The following is a 20,593-nucleotide window of genomic DNA, read 5'->3' on the forward strand; positions in this document are numbered from 1 at the left end:
CAATAAAAGTAGGCGATGCAAAACTATTTAGTTTGATCAATAGGTTTTTTCCGAAAACTGCATCTAATATACTTAATCCCAAAAAAAGTAATGAACTTTTAAAAAATAAAAAATGAAAGCAATAATTTTAAATGAAGCAGGCGATGTTGATAATCTAAAATATATAGATATGTCAAAGCCAGCAATTAAAAGTGATGAGGTGTTGGTAAAAACAATTTCATTAAGTATTAATCCTGTCGACTATAAAGCAAGGTCAAATAATGGTGCATTATCCTGGCTTTTTGGAGAAGAGCGACCTGTAATTTTAGGTTGGGATTTGTCGGGAACAATAGTTGAAGTTGGAGAAAACGTGACGGATTTCAAAATCGGTGATGCTGTTTTTGGAATGGCAAATTTCCCCGGCAAAGGAAATGTTTATGCAGAATTTGTAGCAGTTCCATCCGCACATTTAACTTTAAAGCCCGCCAATATTTCTTATCCTGAGGCGGCATCGGCTACTCTTGCTGCATTGACGGCCTGGCAAATATTAGTAAAAAAAGGAAACGTTAAAAAAGGGGACAAAGTGTTAATTCTCGGTGCTTCCGGTGGTGTAGGGCACTATGCTACACAAATAACCAAACATTTTGGAGCTTATGTATACGGCACTTCATCAGTAAAAAACAAAGACTTTGTCTTACAAAATGGCGTAGATAAACACATAGATTACGTAACAGAAAATTTTTCGGAGTTAGTTTCTGAGGCTGATTTTGTGCTAAATACAGTTACTGATGGTGATATTATTTCCAAAGCAATTGATGTAACAAAAACGGGCGGAACTATTGCTACAATTTCATCATCAAATATTTCCAACGAAGATATTGATAAAGCAAAATCAAAAGGTGTGAATCTATCATTTGCACTTGTAGCATCATCAGGCACTGATATGTTGGAAATTGCACAGTTAATGGAAAAAGGAATATTGAAATCGCACGTTTCTAAAACATTTTCTTTTGAGGAGATGGGTGAAGCCCATTTGTATTTAGAAAAAGGCAGAACTGTTGGCAAAATTGTAGTAAATATTAAGTCTTAGCTAAAGCAGATCTAAAGGATAAAAATCATAAACAAATTAAAAAATGAAAGCATTCATCATAGACAAATACAAAAGCAAGGACGGTGGCCGCATTGGGCAAATACCCGATCCTGTACCACAACCGGATGAAGTATTGATAGAAGTACATGCCGCTGCAATCAACCTGCTGGATTCCAAAATCAGAAACGGGGAATTTAAACTTATTTTGCCGTATAAAACACCGTTTGTTTTAGGTCATGATGTGGCAGGTATTGTAACCAAAGTTGGGGCACGTGTTCAACAATTTAAGGTTGGAGACGAGGTTTACGCCCGACCGGCGGATCATCACATTGGCACATTTGCCGGGTTCATTGCGATTAAGGAAGCCGATATTGCGCTTAAGCCAAAGAAATTGAGCATGGAAGAAGCCGCATCCATCCCCCTGGTGGGCCTGACCGCCTGGCAGGCACTGATTGAAAACGGGAACCTGAAGAAAGGGCAAAAAGTATTCATACAAGCCGGTTCTGGCGGGGTAGGCACATTTGCTATTCAGCTGGCGAAATACCTGGGTGCTACCGTGGCTACAACTACAAGCTCAGCCAATATGGAGCTAGTAAAAAGCCTTGGTGCAGATGTTGTTATTGACTATAAGAAAGATGACTTTGAGAAAGTTCTGAACGGTTACGACTTGGTTTTGAATAGCCAGGACGGAAAGACGCTCGAAAAGTCGCTGAATGTTTTGAAACCAGGTGGAAAACTCATCTCGATCTCCGGCCCGCCTGATGCTGACTTTGCGGCAGAAATCGGAGCTCCCTGGTTTGTGAAATTAATCGTGCGCCTTTTGAGCTCTGGAGTAAGGAGAAAAGCAAAAAAGCTTAATGTGCGCTTTTCTTTTCTATTCATGAAAGCAAACGGTTCGCAGTTAAAAGAAATTACCGCTCTTATAAATACTGGCGCAATAACACCGGTGATAGATAAAGTTTTCCCGTTCGAATCGATCAAGGAAGCAATGGCCTATGTTGAAAGCGGTCGCGCCAAAGGAAAAGTTGTTGTTAAAATGAAGTAATGCTTAAACAAACGGATTTCAAATAGAAATATAAACCTCACGTTTTGCCCCATGGATAGCRCATGGCTATTAATACCTGGCACTATTCTGTGGGGGCAGCAATGCCTTGAAACTATTTAAAACCATTTAATATATGAAAAAACTAAGGACGATAATGTTGCTATGCTTTTTTGCAGTAACAAAAACTTTTGCACAAACTCCCGAAGCCGATAAGATCTTAGGCGTATGGCTGAGCGAAGATAAGACCGTTAAAATTGATGTTTATAAATCAGGCAGCAAGTATTTTGGCAAACTGATCTGGGGTAAAACGATGTACGAACCGGATGGAACAACTTCCCGGAAAGACGTTAAAAACAAAGATGAAAAATTAAGGTCACGTAACCTTAAGGATCTGATCATGCTCTACGATTTTACTTATCATGACGGGGCCTGGGATGGTGGTCAGATCTATGATGCTTATAGCGGTAAAACATACAGTTGTACCTTGAAGCTAAAGGATAGTAAGCTGAATATCAGGGGATACGTTGGTGTGTCGCTATTTGGCAGGACAAGTGTTTGGGAAAAGACGAAGTAATATTTTGTTCATAAACAAAATGTATGTGTCGTGAATATGCTGTAATTCAAATTGTTACATGCAATTCGTAGCGCTCTTTTTGTTTTTTAGTGCTATTTTGAAAAGGCGCTACGAATAACGCAATATAGTTTTGCGATTATTTGCGAGTTTTGATACGTGGTGTAAAAGAAACAGCCCTTAAAAATGCAATTCATGGGCTTTTGACACTTTTGTTAATGTAATCAGCGGAGACCTATGGTCATGAATCTTATTTTTTCCGCTAATAATCAGCATGTTACATTTTTAAATTTCCGTACTCTACGAATGACGCAGAAAAGCAAGTTTACTCTAATTGTTGGATCAAATACCCGTTATTTTTCAAACTCTTAATACAGAACATCGCTACTTGATTTAGTATCTTTTCATTCAGTTACGTGATTGCCAGCATGGCTTTTTTAGGAAGCTTTCTTTGTAATGGCGAGAGACCCTTGAGGCTCTATTGAGCCATTGGCTGTTTTTCCTGCCAGTCAAAATTCGCTTTGCGATTAGCAATCAGCCAGTGATTGTTTTCCCGCACAAATTCGTCCTCGTAAACAACGCCGATGGTGGTTTTCATTTTTTTGCCGTCCTCGGTACCGATCAGGGTAACGGTGCAATAGGATGTTCCTACAGCCTTGTCGCCGGTAATCGTCACCTTTTGCTGGCCGTTAAAGTGATAGACGGTTTGAAAGTTTGCCAGAAAAGCGCCAAATGCATCCTCCAGTTGTTTGCGGCCGGTCAGTTTGGATACCGAGTTTCCTTCGATAAAGGTTTCTGAGGTGGCGTTAGTTGTAAAAAGTTGTACCTGGGTATGCACGTCTTTTTTATCTGCAAGGATTGAAAAGGTGTCTACTAATTCTTTAAGAGCGACCCGGTCTGACAGTTCCTGTAAGTTTTTCATGTTTTGTGCTTTTGGTGTTAAATAAGCAAATAGTAAAGTAGTTACTAATAATAATTTTTTCATATTAATTTGATCAGGTATTACGCTTCAGTTAGCGGATAGCACAAAATCGAAGATGTCTAAATTTTCTGCAATTCGCTCTTTGCTGACCGACTTCGGAATAACAACTATGCCTCGTTGCGCCAGCCACTGCAGAATTACCTGGGCAACAGTTTTTTGATAGCTTTGRCCGATGGCAAGCAGCACCAGGTGATTGAAAATGTCGTTTTTACATACCGAGAAAAGAACGCACTGATGAAGCGTATTAAATGCAATCATGCATCCTTCACAATTGAAATAGTCAATTTTCTAGTTCATCATTCGATAATCCAGAGGTGTAAAACCAGTATGCTGTTTAAAAGATCGCGTGAAATGCTGTGGATATTTAAAGCCAAGTTCATATGCGATCTCACTTACTGATTTAGTGGTGTCGAATATTTTCTCTTTGGCTACGTCCATAGTTTTCAATTGTATATATTCCTGGGCTGACTTTCCAGTCTCTTTTTTGATCAGGTCACCAAAATAATTGGCCGATAAGTTAAGTTGATCCGCACAGTAACCAACAGTGGGCAAGCCCAGTTCTGAAGGCTTGTTGGAACTGAAATATCCATTCAACAATTCCTCGAATTTTTGTAATGTACCCTTGTTTACGTTTTCCCGGGTAATAAATTGCCGGTCGTAAAAACGTATGCAATAATTAAGTAAGAGTTCAATATTACTTACGATTAATGTTTTGCTGTGTTTATCAATGCCCCGCCGGAGCTCGTTCCTGATCTTATCATAGCAATCATAGATGATCTTTCGCTCACTTTTGGACAGGTGAAGCGCCTCATGCACTTCATACGAAAAAAAATTATAATCAGTAATATGGCGGCCAAGTGAAGTGCCTTTAAGCAGATCAGCATGAAAGACCAACGCCTGACCCTTTGGCTGATAAAGTTCGCCATTGTTTTCCACTCCAATTACCTGTCCGGGACCGACAAACACCAAAGTTCCTTCTTCGTAATCATAATAGTTACAACCATATTGCAGATCGCCGCATTTGATCTCCTTTAGAAATACGGCATAAAAACCATAATTACTCCGGCGGTTCGGTCTTTTATCTGCCTTCGACAGGTCAACTATATTAACGAGCGGATGCAGCGTCTCATTATTGTTAAGCGCGTTGTACTGACCGATGGTATCGATCCTCATCACATTTTCCATTGCAATTTCCTTTACTAACCCAAAGATAGTTTATCCCTTACACGTTACGATAAGTTGTTAGGCCAATCAGTAATAATGGTAGGAAATCCAGTAATCTGTATAACAATAAGGCTAAAAATAGGCGTGACATTTGCACATATCATTAAACACGAGATACAAATAGGAAAAAAATGAAACATAGAAAATTAGGAAAAACCGGTCTTGAGGTTTCATCACTGGGATTAGGTTGTATGGGCTTGAGCTTTGGCTATGGCCCTGCTACAGATAAACAACAAGGCATAAACCTGATCAGGGAGGCTTACGAACAAGGTATAACTTTCTTCGATACAGCGGAATGTTATGGTCCCTTTACTAATGAAGAATTAGTGGGCGAAGCTCTGGCACCCTTCCGCAAAGAAGTTGTAGTGGCAACCAAATTCGGATTTGAGGACGGGGACTCGCGTAAAGGATTGAACAGCAGCCCGGCACGGATCAGACAGGTTGTGGAAGCTTCGTTAAAACGTCTGAGAACCGATGTGATCGATCTGTTCTATCAGCATCGTGTTGACCCCAATGTACCGATGGAAGATGTTGCAGGAACGGTAAGAGAGCTGATCGCGGAAGGTAAAGTGAAGCACTTTGGTCTTTCGGAAGCGGGCGCTGAATCTATTCGTAAAGCGCATGCTGTACAACCGGTTACTGCTTTGCAGAGCGAGTACTCGATCTGGTGGAGGGAGCCTGAAAAAGAAATTATCCCAACACTGGAGGAATTAGGAATTGGCTTTGTGCCATTCAGTCCTTTAGGAAAAGGGTTTTTAACAGGAGCCATTAATGAAAACACACAGTTTGACAGTACAGACTTTCGCAATTCAGTACCCCGCTTTAATGAGGAGAACCGGAAAGCGAATCAAAAGTTAGTTGAGCTGCTTGGCGAAATCGCCAAACAAAAAGAAGCAACCCCTGCGCAAATAGCATTGGGTTGGTTATTAGCACAAAAACCATGGATTGTACCTATTCCGGGCACGACAAAATCACATCGCTTAACAGAAAATATCGGCGGTGCATCGGTTGATCTTTCCGGCGATGATGTCAAGGCAATTGATGATGCCTTTGCCAAAACGAATGTTCAGGGCGACCGCTACCCAGCTCATTTACAACAAAGGGTTGGTAAGTAAACTAAACATTATGAAATTGCTGTTTATTTCCTTTTTATTGTTAACGATGTGCATGGTGCCAGGACGTGCAAAAGCACAACAAAACAAGAGCGATAAAAATGTGCTGATCGTTTATCTCTCGCGAACAAATAACACCAAAGCAATCGCACAAATTATCCAACAGCAGGTTGGCGGAAAGCTCGTGCCGATTGAACTGCAAAAACCTTATCCTGAGAATTATAAAGCAACGGTTGACCAGGTAGCCAAAGAAAATGAAACAGGCTACCTGCCGCCTTTAAAAACGCAGGTTGAAGGTATCGACAAATATGATGTCATATTTGTCGGCTTCCCCACTTGGGGGATGCAGTTGCCGCCGCCGGTAAAAAGCTTCCTGCATCAGCATAATCTGAAGGGCAAAACGATCATTCCATTTAATACAAACGCTGGCTATGGGGTTGGTTCGACATTTCAAACCGTCAAAGAACTATGCCCAAAAAGCAAAGTTCTGGAAGGGTTTACGATGAAAGGTGGTATAGAGCGTGACGGCAAGTTACTGGTCATTCAGGGACAATATGAAAAAGAGGCGCAAAAAAAGGTAAAGCAATGGCTTTCCAAATTATCCATATTCTCAAATCAGTAATAATAGTTTGTAATACAGAAATTGCTATAACAACCAGCTAATAGAATCGAAAGACGTTTATAACGGTAGTAATAGGCAATACAAAAAAACTATCATGAAAAAGATCTTAATTATCGGGGCAGGCGGCAGCCTTGCTAAATCTGTAATCGAAGAGGCAAAGCAGTTAGATAACACATCACTTACGCTGTTCGTGAGAAACAAGAACAGGCTTTCAAAAAGCGATGCCGTGAGCTGCACTGTTTTTGAAGGCGATGCTATGGATTACAATAGTGTAAAAGAAGCTGTCGCCGGCCAGGATATCGTCTATGTGAACCGTGCAGGAAACCTGGAGGAGATGGCAAAGAATATTGTTAAGGCCATGCGGGACACCTCCGTTAAAAGGATCGTAGCAATCAGTTCTATCGGTATTTATGATGTGCCGCTAAGATCTGTCCTGATCCCATACCGAAAGTTGGCAGATGTCATAGAAGCTTCCGGCCTTGATTATACGATTTTAAGACCGGACTGGTTTACCAGCAACAATGAAGTCGATTATATCTTGACGCGCAAAGGCCATCCCGAAACAGGTATCGCCATTTCCAGGAAGAGTATAGCAACGTTTATTATGAAGGTGTTTAAAGACTCCAGTTTGCATATCAACGAGAATCTGGGCATTAGCAAACCAACTCACTCGGGTTATACTCCGAATGAATACAAAATACTGAATTAAAAGCCAATGCGGAAAATTTTACAACCATTGATTTTATCGCACCGGATTGTAAATCCCCCGCAGTTTAAAGTCTGCAATGGTCCGCCATCGCAGTAGCCAAAAATTAACTTTATAGCGCCCGTCAATTGGCCATCCTCAGTTACCAGCATACGTGCGCCGGCCTGCGATAAGAAGACCCATCTACATGCACCACTGTTGCCAAAGCTGTTTGTTTGCCGGCTTTTGTGGGCCTTATCATAGACATTCACGATGTCCTTTAACTCTTTCACATAGCAACTGTTAAACGGTTGTCAAATCAAATGGTAATTTCCTGATACGCTTTCCGGTAAGGTCAAATATGGCATTCGTTAAAGCCGGTGCAAAGGCTGGTAAACCCGGTTCGCCAACACCGCCTGCATTTTCATCATTTTCCATAATGAAAACATCAATCGGTGGAATGTCAGTAATTCTTGGCATTTTATAATCGTAGAAGTTGCGTTGTTCTACCAAACCGTCTTTAAAGGTGATCTCATGGATGGTGGCCGCGCCCAGGCCCATTACAATTGCTCCTTCAACCTGCGCCTTTACAATATCGGGGTTCACATACCAGCCGCAATCCATAACTGCCCATACATGGTCGATCTTTAATTTGCCTTGGTCATTTTTAGACACCTTCACCACTTGTCCCACCGTGCTCGCAAAACATTCTGTAATAGCCGTGCCATAGCCCTCATTCTTCTTCCTGCTTTTCCAGCCCGAAACTTCTTCCATTTTATCAATTAGCTTCTGGCTTCTTGCATCTTTGAGATACTGTCTCCTTAGATCCATTGGATCTTTTCCGGCGGCAATCGACATTTCGTCTAAAAAGCTTTCATAAGCAAAGCCATTCGTGGATGCATACACGGAGCGCCACCACATCGTTGGGATAGGAGTTTCAAACATCACCTCTGCGAAACTGATATTCTTGATGGAATCATAATAGGGCTTTAAAAAACCCTCTGATGTACTCCGGTTAGCTTTTCCGTTCGGGCCATCTCTCCAGTGATCATTATTCTGTCCCGCCATCCGGAATTTGAGGGCGCTGATGTTCCCGTTGTCAATAGCACCCTGGCAACGGTAGCTGATTCCCGGGCGGTATGGTCCCTGTGTGGCATCATCTTCACGTGTCCAGACTACCTGAACCGGAGCACCGATCTCTTTGGAGATCATGGTGGCTTCGTGCGGATAGTCCATAAAAGCCTTACGACCAAAGCCCCCGCCTAAAAAAGTCATATTGACAATAACTTTTTCTTTTGTCCAGCCTAACTGTCCGGCAATATATTCCTGCACCCATTCCGGTGCCTGGATCGGCCCCCATATTTCCACTTTATCGTTTTGATAATGCGCTACACAATTCACTGGTTCCATGGCACTATGCGATTGGTAGGGGGTTTGGTACACGATATCCAGCTTAGTTGAAGCGCTGCTTATCGCGGCATCCGGGTCACCTTGCTTTTTGAGGATCAGGCCTTCTTCAGTATTTAGCTTCGCCTGCTGGCTTTTGAAAATATCAGCAGTATTTACATGATCGAAGCCGGTATCATCCCATTCTACACGTAACGCTTTTTTGCCTTGCAATGCAGCCCAGGTAGAAGTAGCTACAACAACCACGCCTTCGCGAAAAGTTTTAAAAACGCCCATCTTTACCTTAAACACTTTCTTAACACCAGGAACTTTTAGGGCAGCTGTATCGTCAAAGCTTTTTACTTTACCGCGCAGCCGTGGGTTGCGTTCTACTGCGGCGTAGAGCATTCCGGGTAATTTCTTATCAAGCCCAAAACCTGCAGTGCCATTTGTTTTCAACGGCGTATCCTGACGGTGCAGTGGCTGGCGGATCAATTTATATGCCGACTTCGGTTTCAATATTACGTCCTTTGGCGGCTCCAGCTTTGAGGCATCTGCAACCAATTCGCCATAATGGAATTTTTTTGCGGATGGACGATGGATGATATGGCCGGCTTCAGCATAACAATCTGTAATCGGAACTTTCCATTTTGCAGCGGCTGCCGTGGTTAGCATTACCCGTGCAGTAGCGCCCAGTTTTAAAAGGTTTTTGTACGAGCCGCGGATGGTAGAACTACCACCAGTAATCTGGCTTCCATATTTCTCTTTATTGCCTTGCGCAAATATAATGTTCACTTCATCCAGGTTCACCTCCAGTTCTTCGGCAAGAATTTGCGGAACAGACTGGTAAGAGCCCTGGCCCATTTCTGCACGGTGGTCAACCAGGGTGACTTTTCCCGTTGCATCGATCTTTATCCAGGCATTTAGTTCTATCTCCGATGGGTCGGCTGACGCTGTGTTGACCACTTCGGCCTTATCAGTTGCCGAGACGAATGAAAAGCCAAGGCAAAGTGCAGCGCCGGTAACACCCGTTGTGCGTAAAAAGTTCCTTCTTGATATATTACTTGTACTCATAGGTAGTTAAGAGTTAAGTGATTATTTATTTACGAACGTTCGTCTTATTACTTCTTTGGCGCGTAGGCACCGGTGTTTAACCAGGTCAACCATGCTTTTTTGAAAGCAGCATGGCTCATTGGGGGAAGCTTACGACCTTCACCCGGGTTCCAGCCAGCCAATACTAAGCCATCGTCCGCATGTTCAATCAGCTTTTTCATATCCTTATGCCCGTTACGTTTAGGATCAACTAATTGCTGCGCTAACTGACGCGGCGTTTTACCCTGGAACACCATTTTCATATCAGCAGGCGGCAAATGCCAGTTTGGATTACCTGGCGGCGTATGCAGCCCGGGCGTGTTGGTAGCCTGGTGGCAGTTGGAACATTTCATGGCATATACGCCTTTGCCATCGACGCCTCGCTGTGGAGACATGGTATGCAGATGGCTGTCATCGCCTTGCAACGGTATGTTGCCGGATGGATGACAGTTCATACATCGGGCACTCATCAGCACGGTGTATACCTGCTTAAAAGCTTTTACAGAAGCGACGCTGTCTTTTTTGATTACGGGCATCGCTGCTCCGGCATTTACTTTTGGATCACTGCTATAATTCAGTGTAAATGCCATTATACATATCATGGATAATAGTACACCAATTATAGTGAACGCTCTTACTAAACTCCGGTAAGAGTGTTTATCTTTTATTTGCTGCATCATTTGCTTGCGCGCTCCTTTCTTTGTAATTCAGCTGCTAAATGGATAGCCTTACGGATGCGTAGATAGGTGCCGCATCGGCAGATGTTGCCCGCCATAGCTGCATCTATATCATCATCACTTGGATTTCCATTTTCACGCAACAGTACTGCAGCCGACATGATCTGGCCGGAATGGCAGTAACCACATTGCGGTACATTCTCCTCATTCCAGGCCACCTGTGCCGGATGACTATTATTATTGGAAAGGCCTTCTATGGTTACCACCTTTTGCCCTTCGGCACGGCTAACCTTTGTAACGCAGGAACGTACCGCTTCGCCGTTCAGATGTACGGTGCAAGCGCCACATTGCGCTACTCCGCACCCATATTTTGTACCCGTTAAACCGATAATGTCCCTTATCACCCACAGTAATGGCATATTCGGATCCGCCTCGACCTGATACGCCTTTTGATTTACATTTAGATTGATCATTGGATAGTTTTTGTGTTAGTTTATAATCAATTTGTTTAACCCACTTTTAAGTCAAAAGGCATTTTGCGGAACCGCTTTCCGGTTGCCGCAAATATGGCATTAGCTAATGCAGGCGCGAATGGAGGTAAGCCTGGTTCACCAACTCCTTTTATTTTACCGCCGTCGGTAAGGATGTGTACTTCAATCTTTGGCACTTCATTAATACGTACTAAAGGATTATCGTAAAAATTATGCTGTTGGACACGGCCGTTTTTTAGGGTAATTCCCGGTTTGGTAGCCGCGCCGAGTGCCATTACAATGGCTCCTTCAACCTGGTTCCTTACGTTATCAGGATTAACTACCTCGCCAAGATCTATTACAGCAATGACCTTGTCTATTTTTATGGATTTATCCTTATTATAGGTAACCTCAACCACCTGTCCGCAAAGTCCGGCAAAAAATTCCCATACGGCAATGCCTCTTCCTTTGCCTTTGGGTAATGGTTTATCCCAGTTTGATAATTCTTTTAGCTTCAACAATACTTTTTTGGTATCTGATGGTTTGGTTAATAGCTCAAGCCGGAAGGCGAGGGGATCTTTTTTGACCTTATAAGCCAATTCATCGATGAAGCATTCATGGGCAAAGGCGACGGTAGAACTTGTTACTGACCTCCAGGCCCCAAGGGACACGTGATAATCGGCCCTGACGTATGAGGTTTTCACATTAGGAATTTCATAAGCCTGTTCACCAATTCCTTCAACCATTATGCCGTCAACCTTACTTTTATCGTATTTAACAGCCTGGGCTTCGCCATATGAGGGGCTGATCACTTTATGTTCAAAAGTAAGCAGTTGGCCATCGGCGTTAAAACCAGCTTTTAACTTTGAGAAGGTCATCGGCCGGTAGGAACCTTGCTCGGTAGTGTCCTCACGCGACCAAACCACTTTAACAGCCTTATCTGTATGCTTAACAATATTAACCGCTTCTGCAATATAATCGATCTGCAGCCTCCGGCCAAAACCGCCACCTGTAAATTTGCTGTTTAATTTTACACTTCCCGGTTTAAAGCCGATCATTGCCGGAAGGCCACCGGTAACAGCACTGGGAACTTGTGTTGATGTCCAGATCTCAACTTTATCAMCTGTTATTTGGGCTACACAATTAAGCGGTTCAAGCGGATGATGCGCTATCTGTGGTGTTTCGTAAAAAGCCTCTACCGTATTTTGAGCTGTTATTTTTACAGCATCAACATCGCCCTTTGTTTTATCGGATAGGCCCGGCTCGYTGGCCAGGCTCCTGAGTTTTGCTTCATATTCCGCAGAATCAAAAGTCTCAAATCCTTTAAAATCCCAAATAATGCTTAACTTTTTGCGCCCCTGCAGTGCCGTCCAGTAAGAGTTTGCAATAACGGCAACACCGACAGATGAATACTTTCCTACTACACGCTCTATCTCAACAACTTTTTGTACACCGGGAACCTTGAGCGTTTCGGTTGCATCAAAGCTTTTTAACGTTCCGCCCAATACAGGACATCTTTCTACTGTGGCGTAAACCATACCCGGAACCCGCGCATCTATCCCAAACTCCGCCGAGCCGTTAGTCTTTAACGGTATATCCTGCCTTTTGGCAGCCTTCGTTAATATTTTAAAATCTTTGACATCTTTTAATTTCGGCTCTTTTGATAATTCAATTTTTGAAGCATCTTCAACAAGGTCACCATAAGGAAGTTTGGCATTAGTTAACCTGTTAATTACGGTTGCGTCTTCAGCATAGCAATTAACTACATCCGTTTGCCATCTATTGGCTGCCGCTTTAATAAAAACTTCCCGTGCGGAAGCACCTACTTTTCGCATCTGGGTGTAGCTACCTCTTACGGAACTGCTCCCGCCTGCAAATTGCCCGCCAAATTCACTTTCACCATTCGTGCTTTTAATCAGTACCTTATTAAGATCGACCTCAAATTCCTCAGCAATTAAAGCCGGGATAGATTGGAATGTACCTTGACCTATTTCAGGCTTGTTACTGAATATAGTTATGTGTCCATTTGATTCAACGAGTATAAAAGGGGAGAAATTTTTAATTGTCGCCTGGCTTGTCGCATGCAGGATAGTTCCCTTGGCAGACAAGCCCAGCCAAAATGAGAGCCCTACTGTAGCGCCGCTTTTTATAAAGTCTCGTCTTGATGTCCCTTTCATTTGATTTATAACTTAGGTTTGATATGATGTAAAGCCTTTCGCCTTAAGAGAAGCCACTTCAACTCCAATAAAGGTACATTACTATTTTCAAAGAGGACTTATACATATTACTGATTTTACAACCATTATTACTGATTATAAACAATTCTTCTATAATTTATTGTATAAAATATCTCCGTTGATCTTATCGTTYTGATCGCTTTGAACGTAATAGTTCAATCATCATAAATTTCGATATAGAAGGTGTAGCATGTAAATAATATTGTTAAGCGGATAAATGTGATGAGTTAATGATTAATTAAATATTTCTAAATCAATTTATGTATAATTTTATCGGCTCGTTAGATGTAAAATAACAGATGGTGAAAAATTGTATAACGTTACACTATATYCATTTTAAAAGCCCATTAACGCAAAAGGTGTTTAATTCTTATCTAAATCTCGTACCTGCTGATGAACAGCAAAGAATCTTGAGGTCACTTGTATATCAACGATACTATATATCAGTTACAACTCATGGTATGCGGCAAGAGCCTGTAATTGTAAATATTTATTGCAATGTAGTTAAGGATAATGAACTTCCTTTTTGAAATACAATTATCGCAGATGTGTATTGATAGAGGAGAGGGAGAGTTCCGAACCTAAGTCTATATATGTTGATTATCGGCAACTTGCAAAATAAAGTGCAATTTGCTCTACGAATGACGCAATAAGTTAGTGGGATGCTAAATTTTTTTAGTACAAGTAGATTGAATGCCGAGATGATCACCAAATTGGCCTAAGAAACAAGCAAAAAAAGAATCGGCGTGGACATTGTAAGACTTGTTTTGGTTAAGCGCCCGGGTGAGCCTTTTGAAACTGGTCGGTACCAGCGTCAATTTTAAATCCGTTTTGTTTTATGCGTTGCATGCTTTTGACTATGCCGTTGATTGAACCAGGTAAAAAAATGCCAGTCTTCGGCGATGCGGTATTTGGCTGGGACTGCGATTTTTTTGGAGACGGTACCAAGGCCCGGAGATTGGGTTTCCATGAATTTGTTGATGCGGGGCAAATGTTTTTTGAGCTGTTCGGTGAGTTAAAAGCCAAAAAAGTGATACCATTGTGATTTGGCGAAATCGTCTGCAATTTATTTTAGTTTAATTATAGCAATCAGGCAATATGCCCGATTGCTTTGATTTTGACTGATATGCGATTCGATCCAGTGAGTACGATCTTGCGAATCTGCAGTTCTGATTGCTATGAATCTATCGGTAAGAAACCTTTTGCCCTTGCCAGCCTGAGGCACGCAAAAATTGCTCCCAATTGAGGCTTTCTGGGTTGGTATCGCGGCTCCATTGCCAGTCGCGGTCTTTTCCAAAATAGCCATATTCAACCGCGTATTCGGCCATCCCTAAAATCTCTCGCACTAAAGTATCGTTCAAGCCAAATTCCGGGAAATGATTCAGGAAATCTTCCCGCGTATATGCCGAACTGTATATGGCTTTTTTGCCTGTTACCCGAACAAAAGCATCGACCATTTCCAGGGGTGAGATAATGTCGCCGATTACCGGCAAAGACTTTCCGGCGTATTGGTCGGGATTCGAAAAAATCTCTAAAACAGCCGGGCCGGTAGCACTAAGGGGATCAACAAATGGAGCGCGGAAGTCTTTCGGTAGATAGAGGGGAAATACCAGTGTATCTCCTTCTACATGCGGCGTGTAAAACTCCATTAAGTTTGTATAAAAAAAAGCCATATAGATAAACGAGCTGGTTACGGGAAGTGTGCGGATATATGCTTCAATCCTGGCCTTGTCTGTAAAATGCGGGGCAAACTTTTTTCCATCGGTTATTTGATGCACGTTTTCCAAACTGCTGAAGATAATGTGTTGCACTCCGGCTTCAACGGCAGCGTCTGCCAACTGTTTCCCCAACTCCGTTTCGTGAGTTTGCGGAGGAGCGATACCTGGGGTCATCATAAAAACGCCATACGAGCCGCGGAAGGCCTTGATGAATTCCTTTTGATACAACAAACCAAGAGGGATATTGACGAGTTCTGCCCCTTGCTCGGCTAACTCACGTGCTTCCGGCGAACCAATGCGGCGGGTGATGCCGCGTACACGGTAACACCCGCTTTGCAAAAGTGTACGGGCCGCACTAAATCCTTGTTTACCCAATACCCCGGTGATCGTAATCAGTGGCTTATCTTTTTGTGTCATTGCTTTAGTATAAAAAATTAACTATAATAATTATAGTTGCAAAACTATTTTTAGTTAAATACATTTGCAATAACTATCTATTTTGATAGTCGATAAATGATAGTAAAAACAGAATGCATTGGAGATCACATCAAGTTTAATGGCAAGATTTATCCGTGTACGGTGAGTTTGGCGATGGATCTGATAGGCGGAAAATGGAAAACAGTTATCCTCTATCATTTAAAATCGGATTCGAAAAGATACAGCGAACTTTTAAAAGAAATGCAAACCGTGACGGAAATGACACTGAGTTTGCAGTTAAAACAGTTGGAAARGGACGGTTTGATCGTAAGAAAAGTTTATGGCAAAAAGCCGCCTGTTAAGGTTGTTTATAGTTTAACTGATTTTGGTAAAACTTTGATTCCTGCTTTGGACGCCATTCTGACCTGGGGAAATCATATCGCCGACCAAAAGGGCACTTTTGTCAACCTGTCTGAATTAAAACGGTAGGGGGAGTTCAACAAAAAACTGATTTAAGATTTGGAGGCTTAGCCGTCGAAAAAATTGATCGAATCTTTTTGTGCTATAACAGAAATGGCAATAATGAAACGGAAGTGGCCTTATACGAAACGGCCCGTAGATACCGGTGCAAATTACCTAAGTCTTTTAACATACCGGCCAGCTTTAGCGTGCCAGGAAAGTTTTTTTTCATCAGAATGACAGCAGTACTATTATGGGCAATTTTTTTTCCAGTCCCTTACCAGCCTCTTCACTATAACAATTAGCCATCTCCAGGTATACATCGATTTCTTGACCTGTTAACCCCGTGCTTTTGAAAAAGCTATTGCCCATTGGGGATACTTTTTCCCCTGATTCAGGTCCTTTTTCGCTCTGAATAGCCAGGAAATAGCAATATAACTGCTCCCTTCCCCTTTGCCGAACTTCAAGTTTCGGCTCAAGGCCAACCTGCTTAAGCCCGGCCCGTTTCCACACACGGAAATAATTTCACTCAATAACATACCAGTTAGTATGTTATTGTTTATCTTTGTCTTGTAGCAACTTGCGCGATACAACAGCCTATGTAATCAACAATATTAGCATTTCATTCTTTGGTACGCTGGTTTGTCCTGGCGAGCCTGCTTTTTTCACTTTTTCTGGCTTATAATGGTTGGTTCTCCAAAAGAAGATTCTCCGGTATTGATGATGCGGCAAGGCATTGGACCGCCACTATAGCACATATTCAGCTCATTTTCGGCCTTTGGCTTTATCTTATCAGCCCCATCATCAACTATTTTCTACATAACTATAAAGACGCCGTTCATCAAAGACAGATCCGTTTTTTCGGTATGGAACACAGCCTGATGATGATAACGGCAATTATTGTGATCACTATCGGTTCGGCTAAAGCCAAACGTAGGCAAACCGACAAGGAACGGTTTAAAACAATGGCGATTTGGTTTACTGTCGGCCTTTTAATCATACTGGCAAATGTTCCCTGGCCATTCTCACCATTGACGAGCCGGCCTTATTTCAGATCTTTTTAAATATCGATTAAATGAATCAAATTTTAAACAAACAGACAGCAGTGGTTAGAAATTATAAACCTTTAATATGGGCTTTGGCTTTAGGTATAAATGGCCTGATCATATTCGCTTTTTTCCTTCCAAATAAGGAAAGTTTTAAGGCCTATAGCTTTTCGTTTTTGCCATTATTGAATGTGATTATGAATGGCTTGACCTTCATTTTTCTTTTGCTGGCATTATATGCCATTAAACAGAAAAACATACAACGGCACCGTAATTTTATTTTCGCCGCTTTTGTATGTACTTCCGTATTCTTATTGTCTTACCTCCTGTATCATTTTACCACGCCATCCACAAAGTTTGGCGGGCAGGGTGCTGTCAGGTATATCTATTATTTAATATTGCTCACGCATATCCCGCTGGCGATCCTAACCGTCCCGCTGGCACTCATATCCATCGGACGCGGCCTGAATATGGAAGTGGCTTTACATAAAAAAATTACCCGCTGGGCTATGCCTATTTGGTTATATGTGAGTTCCACCGGTGTGATCGTCTATTTATTGATATCGCCTTACTACAGGTAAATGACATACGCTGCCGGCGTAATTGGAAATTGGCTTTTCCTGTTGCCAGGCAGAGATAAGACTTAGGGCGATGCTGTTCCCGGATTTTAATTCGGTTTTGTAAATAAGTGACAGTAATTCGGAAATTAACGTTAGCAGTCCCCTCATCGCCCGGCCTACCTTTGATTAACAAATAAAATATCTTAAAGATGGAAAAGCAATTAAAAGTTTTGATAACCGGTGCAACCGGTAAAAGCGGCGGTGCCGCGATAGACGAACTGCTGGAAATGGGTTATCCCGTCAGGGCACTTGTTCACAGCCACGATGAACGTTCAGAAAAACTCGCAGCCAAGGGCGCGGAGGTCGTAGTGGGCGATCTGCTCAATTACAATGACATTTCTGCGGCTATGCAGGGTATTGATACCGCCTATTTTTGTTTCCCGGTTATCGTTCCGGGAGTGCTGCAGGCCACGGCCTATTTTGCCCAGGCCGCTAAAGAAAACGGTTTGAAAGGCATCGTTAACATGTCCCAGATATCTGCCAGGCGGGTAGCTAAAAGTAATGCGGCGCAGGATCACTGGGTTGGAGAACAGATTTTAAATATGACTGGTATTCCTACTGTTCACTTAAGGCCTACCTTTTTTGATGACTGGTTCCTTTATACCCGTGATATTATTCACGAAACCAGCACGATCGTATTACCATTTGGCAACGGACGCTGGGCACCTGTCGATTCTGCTGATCTGGGCCGCGCGATCGCCTATTCCCTGGGATTTGAAAACATGTCCTATTTCTCCAAATTGTTCAGGAAAGAAGTCGGTAAAACGCCGAAAGACTTTAAGAAACAGTTTTTAAATTAAGATAGCAAGTCAGCTTTAGCAGAAGAATTAATTAAGCATGTTATTTGCTAAAAGAGCAAGTGACATACTTTGGATCTTTTTATCAAAAGACATACTAATTGGTATGCGGGATTTGGCCTATAAAAACCGAAAAATAAAAAAATGAAACATGTATTGGATAACCCCGCATTTACTACGGGGAATAGACAGCTGGCTAATGGCACAGACGATATTAAATATTTCTCCCAGGAAGTATCACCTTTTATCGGGTTTAAGGAACTGCAGGCGGATAGCTTTCAGCAACTTTATGACCTGGTGCCTTTTGATGGCCCGATTGGCTATGTTACCCCTGTTGAAACAGAAATACCCAAAATGTGGAAATTGCTCAGTCCAATCAAAGGCCGGCAAATGGTCTATGAGGGTGATATGAAAGAGGTAAATACATTCAGCCTGGTCAGATTGACTGATGAGCACATCCCGCAAATGATCGGATTAACGAAACTGACCCATCCCGGGCCCTTTGATGCCCGTACCATTGACTTCGGCGATTATTACGGAATTTTTGACGGTGATCAGTTGATCGCCATGGCGGGACACCGGATGAAGCCATCACCCTATACGGAGATCAGTGCCGTATGTACACATCCCGACTATACGGGCCGTGGCTATGCCAGACAATTGGTGGAGTTCCAGATCAACCGGATTAAGGAGTCGGGAAATATCCCGATGTTGCATGTCGCCTGCGGAAATGACCGCGCTTTTGAAGTGTATAAAGAAATTGGCTTTGAAGTTCGCAGTTACATGTACTTCTATATCCTCCAAAAGAATAAATAACTTACACCGACGGCCTGGGTGTAATTGTTATAATCCAGTTATAACTCAGCCGCTAATTGAGCAGGAATAGCGACCGGACATCCGGATCGCCGAGAAGTGATTATAGCCACTGATCACTATGAATTAATTCTTTATTTTTGTAAACATACTATTCGGTATTTATGGCAAAAGCAGAAGCGACACGCTTGACAATATTGCAAAAGGCATATGATTTAGTTTACCAGAAAGGTTATCAGGCCACCAGCATTGATGACATCATTGCCACTACACAGGTAACTAAGGGGGCTTTTTTTTATCACTTTAAGAACAAGGAACAAATGGGGCTTGGTATCATCAATGAATTGATGTATCCCCAAATAATCCCCTTGTTAGAGAAAACGCTTAAAAAACCCAACGATGTCCGGGTAAACATTTACAAAATGATGGAAATACTGTTGTTTAACGACGAGTTCTTCAAAGTCGAATTCGGCTGTCCCGTTATCAATCTGATAGATGAAATGGCACCCCTTAACCCATCCTTTCAGAAGGCACTAACGCGTGTTATCAAAAAGTGGCAGACTATCATTGAGGCGGCTATATTAAAAGCACAGGAGCAGGGTCAGTTAAGCCAGGATAATGAAGCCAATAAGATCGCCCTCCATGTTATAACAAATTATGGTGGCGCGCGCTATATGGGAAAATTATTCGGCAAGTCTTCCTATTCGGATTTTTTGAAGGAATTTGAGAAGTATTTAAAGAGCCTCAAGTAATTTTTTTTAAAAACAAAACATATCATATGGTATGTTGACGGTGTTGTTTTGAGTGATTTGACAGCGGTTCAAGAATGATGTGGTCAATGGCGCCATATGTCCACGTTGCTAAATAATCTCCCCAAAGCGAAAGCATTGCCTCAAACGGGTTGGGCTGCTTCCCGGTCGGGTTTAATTGTATGCGCAGTTATTTTCGCCTAATTAAAACGGGCTAGCAGCTCCAAGCCTCCATAAATGCATTTACATACTTCGAATCGGTCGTCAGGCAATTGATCTCGCTATTTAGAAATGACCATGTTGAAGGCAGTATTAATGCCACAAGCGGCTTGATCTTTTAAATCAGAACAAACTGGCCTGGTCACTGGCGCCAGTGGCTTCGTTCTGGTATTCTCTGATCCGGGTCAGAATAGCTGCACCGTACCGGTTGGTCTTCTCAGGGCCTACGCCTTTGATGCCGCTGAGTGTTTTGAGTGTAGCTGGTAATTTGGCGGCAATAGCCGCGAGTGTTTGTTCAGTGAAAAGCATACTGGCAAGGATGTTTTCGGTACGGGCGGTTTGTTCCCGCCAATCCAATAACTGTGCTATGAGTTTTTCATTTGGCCTGGCATTTAAGGCTTTCAGGTAAGCGCTGCCGGATTGGGGCTTGCTGCGTTGCAGATCCAAATAAATATCGGTTTTGAACGGTACTGCTTTAAATATATCTAAGAGTTTTAACCGGTTCATCAGCCAGTTAATTAATTCATCTGCTTTACCCGCCATTTCTTTCGAAGTGCCTATATAATTGGGGATGGCCGAATGC

Annotated in this window: 23 protein-coding genes; 13 read left to right on the forward strand and 10 right to left on the reverse strand. The window is 42.4% G+C overall.

Features of this window, described 5'->3' with window-relative positions; genetic code table 11:
* Window positions 1–112 precede the first annotated feature (112 nt).
* From AC1DPZ_RS07615 to AC1DPZ_RS07625, 3 genes are all read left to right on the forward strand, one after another.
* Entirely contained in the window at window positions 113–1,069 is a 957-nt protein-coding gene (locus AC1DPZ_RS07615; protein ID WP_477402361.1) for an NADP-dependent oxidoreductase, read from the forward strand.
* A gap of 43 nt (window positions 1,070–1,112) precedes the next feature.
* Window positions 1,113–2,114 carry an NADP-dependent oxidoreductase gene (locus AC1DPZ_RS07620; protein ID WP_477402362.1) on the forward strand — a complete coding sequence of 334 codons (1,002 nt, stop codon included), beginning with the start codon at window positions 1,113–1,115 and terminating at the stop codon, window positions 2,112–2,114.
* 133 nt (window positions 2,115–2,247) lie between these two features.
* Complete coding sequence (locus AC1DPZ_RS07625) at window positions 2,248–2,688, forward strand: DUF2147 domain-containing protein (protein ID WP_477402364.1); 441 nt, start codon at window positions 2,248–2,250, stop codon at window positions 2,686–2,688.
* 475 nt (window positions 2,689–3,163) lie between these two features.
* Here AC1DPZ_RS07625 and AC1DPZ_RS07630 read toward each other — a convergent pair whose 3' ends face one another.
* The 3 genes from AC1DPZ_RS07630 to AC1DPZ_RS07640 are packed head-to-tail and all read right to left on the reverse strand — an operon-like array spanning window position 3,164 to window position 4,852.
* Window positions 3,164–3,670 carry a nuclear transport factor 2 family protein gene (locus tag AC1DPZ_RS07630; protein ID WP_477402365.1) on the reverse strand — a complete coding sequence of 169 codons (507 nt, stop codon included), beginning with the start codon at window positions 3,668–3,670 and terminating at the stop codon, window positions 3,164–3,166.
* A 24-nt stretch (window positions 3,671–3,694) separates the two neighbouring features.
* Window positions 3,695–3,925: an aldo/keto reductase gene (locus AC1DPZ_RS07635; protein ID WP_477402367.1), complete on the reverse strand. Its 231-nt coding sequence runs from the start codon at window positions 3,923–3,925 to the stop codon at window positions 3,695–3,697.
* 30 nt (window positions 3,926–3,955) lie between these two features.
* Window positions 3,956–4,852: a helix-turn-helix domain-containing protein gene (locus tag AC1DPZ_RS07640; RefSeq protein WP_477402369.1), complete on the reverse strand. Its 897-nt coding sequence runs from the start codon at window positions 4,850–4,852 to the stop codon at window positions 3,956–3,958.
* A gap of 170 nt (window positions 4,853–5,022) precedes the next feature.
* On the opposite strand from AC1DPZ_RS07640, the gene AC1DPZ_RS07645 reads away from it, so the two are divergent.
* From AC1DPZ_RS07645 to AC1DPZ_RS07655, 3 genes are all read left to right on the forward strand, one after another.
* Complete coding sequence (locus tag AC1DPZ_RS07645) at window positions 5,023–6,006, forward strand: aldo/keto reductase (protein WP_477402371.1); 984 nt, start codon at window positions 5,023–5,025, stop codon at window positions 6,004–6,006.
* Between the two features lie 10 nt (window positions 6,007–6,016).
* Window positions 6,017–6,625, forward strand: coding sequence for a flavodoxin (locus tag AC1DPZ_RS07650; RefSeq protein WP_477402372.1), 609 nt, complete (start codon window positions 6,017–6,019; stop codon window positions 6,623–6,625).
* Between the two features lie 94 nt (window positions 6,626–6,719).
* Entirely contained in the window at window positions 6,720–7,334 is a 615-nt protein-coding gene (locus AC1DPZ_RS07655; RefSeq protein WP_477402374.1) for an NAD(P)H-binding protein, read from the forward strand.
* Here the strand turns inward: AC1DPZ_RS07655 and AC1DPZ_RS07660 are convergent.
* From AC1DPZ_RS07660 to AC1DPZ_RS07680, 5 genes are read right to left on the reverse strand one after another with little or no spacing between them, the layout of a single operon-like run.
* Complete coding sequence (locus AC1DPZ_RS07660; protein ID WP_477402376.1) at window positions 7,331–7,603, reverse strand: XdhC family protein; 273 nt, start codon at window positions 7,601–7,603, stop codon at window positions 7,331–7,333. The two genes, AC1DPZ_RS07655 and AC1DPZ_RS07660, sit on opposite strands and share 4 nt — an antisense overlap.
* A 10-nt stretch (window positions 7,604–7,613) precedes the next feature.
* Window positions 7,614–9,770, reverse strand: a complete 2,157-nt coding sequence (locus AC1DPZ_RS07665) for a molybdopterin cofactor-binding domain-containing protein (RefSeq protein WP_477402377.1) — start codon at window positions 9,768–9,770, stop codon at window positions 7,614–7,616.
* Between the two features lie 47 nt (window positions 9,771–9,817).
* Entirely contained in the window at window positions 9,818–10,468 is a 651-nt protein-coding gene (locus tag AC1DPZ_RS07670; RefSeq protein ID WP_477402379.1) for a cytochrome c family protein, read from the reverse strand.
* A complete protein-coding gene (locus AC1DPZ_RS07675; RefSeq protein ID WP_477402380.1) occupies window positions 10,465–10,938 on the reverse strand; it encodes a (2Fe-2S)-binding protein in 474 nt (157 codons plus the stop codon). The genes AC1DPZ_RS07670 and AC1DPZ_RS07675 overlap by 4 nt, the downstream gene beginning before the upstream one ends.
* A 35-nt stretch (window positions 10,939–10,973) precedes the next feature.
* Window positions 10,974–13,112: a xanthine dehydrogenase family protein molybdopterin-binding subunit gene (locus AC1DPZ_RS07680; protein ID WP_477402382.1), complete on the reverse strand. Its 2,139-nt coding sequence runs from the start codon at window positions 13,110–13,112 to the stop codon at window positions 10,974–10,976.
* A 919-nt stretch (window positions 13,113–14,031) separates the two neighbouring features.
* Between AC1DPZ_RS07680 and AC1DPZ_RS07685 the strand changes: the two genes are divergently transcribed.
* Window positions 14,032–14,217, forward strand: a complete 186-nt coding sequence (locus AC1DPZ_RS07685; RefSeq protein WP_477402383.1) for a hypothetical protein — start codon at window positions 14,032–14,034, stop codon at window positions 14,215–14,217.
* 139 nt (window positions 14,218–14,356) lie between these two features.
* Here the strand turns inward: AC1DPZ_RS07685 and AC1DPZ_RS07690 are convergent, their stop codons facing one another.
* Window positions 14,357–15,307, reverse strand: coding sequence for an NmrA/HSCARG family protein (locus tag AC1DPZ_RS07690; RefSeq protein ID WP_477402384.1), 951 nt, complete (start codon window positions 15,305–15,307; stop codon window positions 14,357–14,359).
* Window positions 15,308–15,403: 96 nt separating this feature from the next.
* Here AC1DPZ_RS07690 and AC1DPZ_RS07695 point away from each other — a divergent pair, with 96 nt between their 5' ends.
* The 6 genes from AC1DPZ_RS07695 to AC1DPZ_RS07720 all read left to right on the forward strand — a co-directional run bounded on the left by AC1DPZ_RS07695 (window position 15,404) and on the right by AC1DPZ_RS07720 (window position 19,794).
* Entirely contained in the window at window positions 15,404–15,796 is a 393-nt protein-coding gene (locus AC1DPZ_RS07695) for a winged helix-turn-helix transcriptional regulator (RefSeq protein WP_477402386.1), read from the forward strand.
* Window positions 15,797–16,395: 599 nt separating this feature from the next.
* Window positions 16,396–16,830 carry a hypothetical protein gene (locus AC1DPZ_RS07700; protein WP_477402388.1) on the forward strand — a complete coding sequence of 145 codons (435 nt, stop codon included), beginning with the start codon at window positions 16,396–16,398 and terminating at the stop codon, window positions 16,828–16,830.
* Window positions 16,831–16,841: 11 nt separating this feature from the next.
* Entirely contained in the window at window positions 16,842–17,393 is a 552-nt protein-coding gene (locus tag AC1DPZ_RS07705; RefSeq protein WP_477402389.1) for a DUF420 domain-containing protein, read from the forward strand.
* A 188-nt stretch (window positions 17,394–17,581) separates the two neighbouring features.
* Window positions 17,582–18,232, forward strand: a complete 651-nt coding sequence (locus AC1DPZ_RS07710; protein WP_477402391.1) for an NmrA family NAD(P)-binding protein — start codon at window positions 17,582–17,584, stop codon at window positions 18,230–18,232.
* Between the two features lie 141 nt (window positions 18,233–18,373).
* Window positions 18,374–19,045, forward strand: a complete 672-nt coding sequence (locus AC1DPZ_RS07715) for a GNAT family N-acetyltransferase (protein WP_477402392.1) — start codon at window positions 18,374–18,376, stop codon at window positions 19,043–19,045.
* Window positions 19,046–19,206: 161 nt separating this feature from the next.
* On the forward strand, window positions 19,207–19,794 hold the full coding sequence (locus AC1DPZ_RS07720; protein ID WP_477402394.1) for a TetR/AcrR family transcriptional regulator: 588 nt from the start codon (window positions 19,207–19,209) through the stop codon (window positions 19,792–19,794).
* Window positions 19,795–20,133: 339 nt separating this feature from the next.
* Here AC1DPZ_RS07720 and AC1DPZ_RS07725 read toward each other — a convergent pair.
* Window positions 20,134–20,593: HRDC domain-containing protein (locus tag AC1DPZ_RS07725; protein WP_477402396.1), on the reverse strand; the 460-nt coding region annotated here is incomplete at its 5' end.

It is taken from the genome of Mucilaginibacter sp. P4_G9 (genome assembly GCF_056400985.1).

Coding starts and splice junctions, on each gene's coding strand:
- AC1DPZ_RS07615 (WP_477402361.1), top strand. CDS start 113: ATGAAAGCAATAATTTTAAATGAAGCAGGCGATGTTGATAATCTAAAA.
- AC1DPZ_RS07620 (WP_477402362.1), top strand. CDS start 1,113: ATGAAAGCATTCATCATAGACAAATACAAAAGCAAGGACGGTGGCCGC.
- AC1DPZ_RS07625 (WP_477402364.1), top strand. CDS start 2,248: ATGAAAAAACTAAGGACGATAATGTTGCTATGCTTTTTTGCAGTAACA.
- AC1DPZ_RS07630 (WP_477402365.1), bottom strand. CDS start 3,670: ATGAAAAAATTATTATTAGTAACTACTTTACTATTTGCTTATTTAACA.
- AC1DPZ_RS07640 (WP_477402369.1), bottom strand. CDS start 4,852: ATGGAAAATGTGATGAGGATCGATACCATCGGTCAGTACAACGCGCTT.
- AC1DPZ_RS07645 (WP_477402371.1), top strand. CDS start 5,023: ATGAAACATAGAAAATTAGGAAAAACCGGTCTTGAGGTTTCATCACTG.
- AC1DPZ_RS07650 (WP_477402372.1), top strand. CDS start 6,017: ATGAAATTGCTGTTTATTTCCTTTTTATTGTTAACGATGTGCATGGTG.
- AC1DPZ_RS07655 (WP_477402374.1), top strand. CDS start 6,720: ATGAAAAAGATCTTAATTATCGGGGCAGGCGGCAGCCTTGCTAAATCT.
- AC1DPZ_RS07665 (WP_477402377.1), bottom strand. CDS start 9,770: ATGAGTACAAGTAATATATCAAGAAGGAACTTTTTACGCACAACGGGT.
- AC1DPZ_RS07670 (WP_477402379.1), bottom strand. CDS start 10,468: ATGATGCAGCAAATAAAAGATAAACACTCTTACCGGAGTTTAGTAAGA.
- AC1DPZ_RS07675 (WP_477402380.1), bottom strand. CDS start 10,938: ATGATCAATCTAAATGTAAATCAAAAGGCGTATCAGGTCGAGGCGGAT.
- AC1DPZ_RS07685 (WP_477402383.1), top strand. CDS start 14,032: ATGCCGTTGATTGAACCAGGTAAAAAAATGCCAGTCTTCGGCGATGCG.
- AC1DPZ_RS07690 (WP_477402384.1), bottom strand. CDS start 15,307: ATGACACAAAAAGATAAGCCACTGATTACGATCACCGGGGTATTGGGT.
- AC1DPZ_RS07705 (WP_477402389.1), top strand. CDS start 16,842: ATGAATCAAATTTTAAACAAACAGACAGCAGTGGTTAGAAATTATAAA.
- AC1DPZ_RS07710 (WP_477402391.1), top strand. CDS start 17,582: ATGGAAAAGCAATTAAAAGTTTTGATAACCGGTGCAACCGGTAAAAGC.
- AC1DPZ_RS07715 (WP_477402392.1), top strand. CDS start 18,374: ATGAAACATGTATTGGATAACCCCGCATTTACTACGGGGAATAGACAG.
- AC1DPZ_RS07720 (WP_477402394.1), top strand. CDS start 19,207: ATGGCAAAAGCAGAAGCGACACGCTTGACAATATTGCAAAAGGCATAT.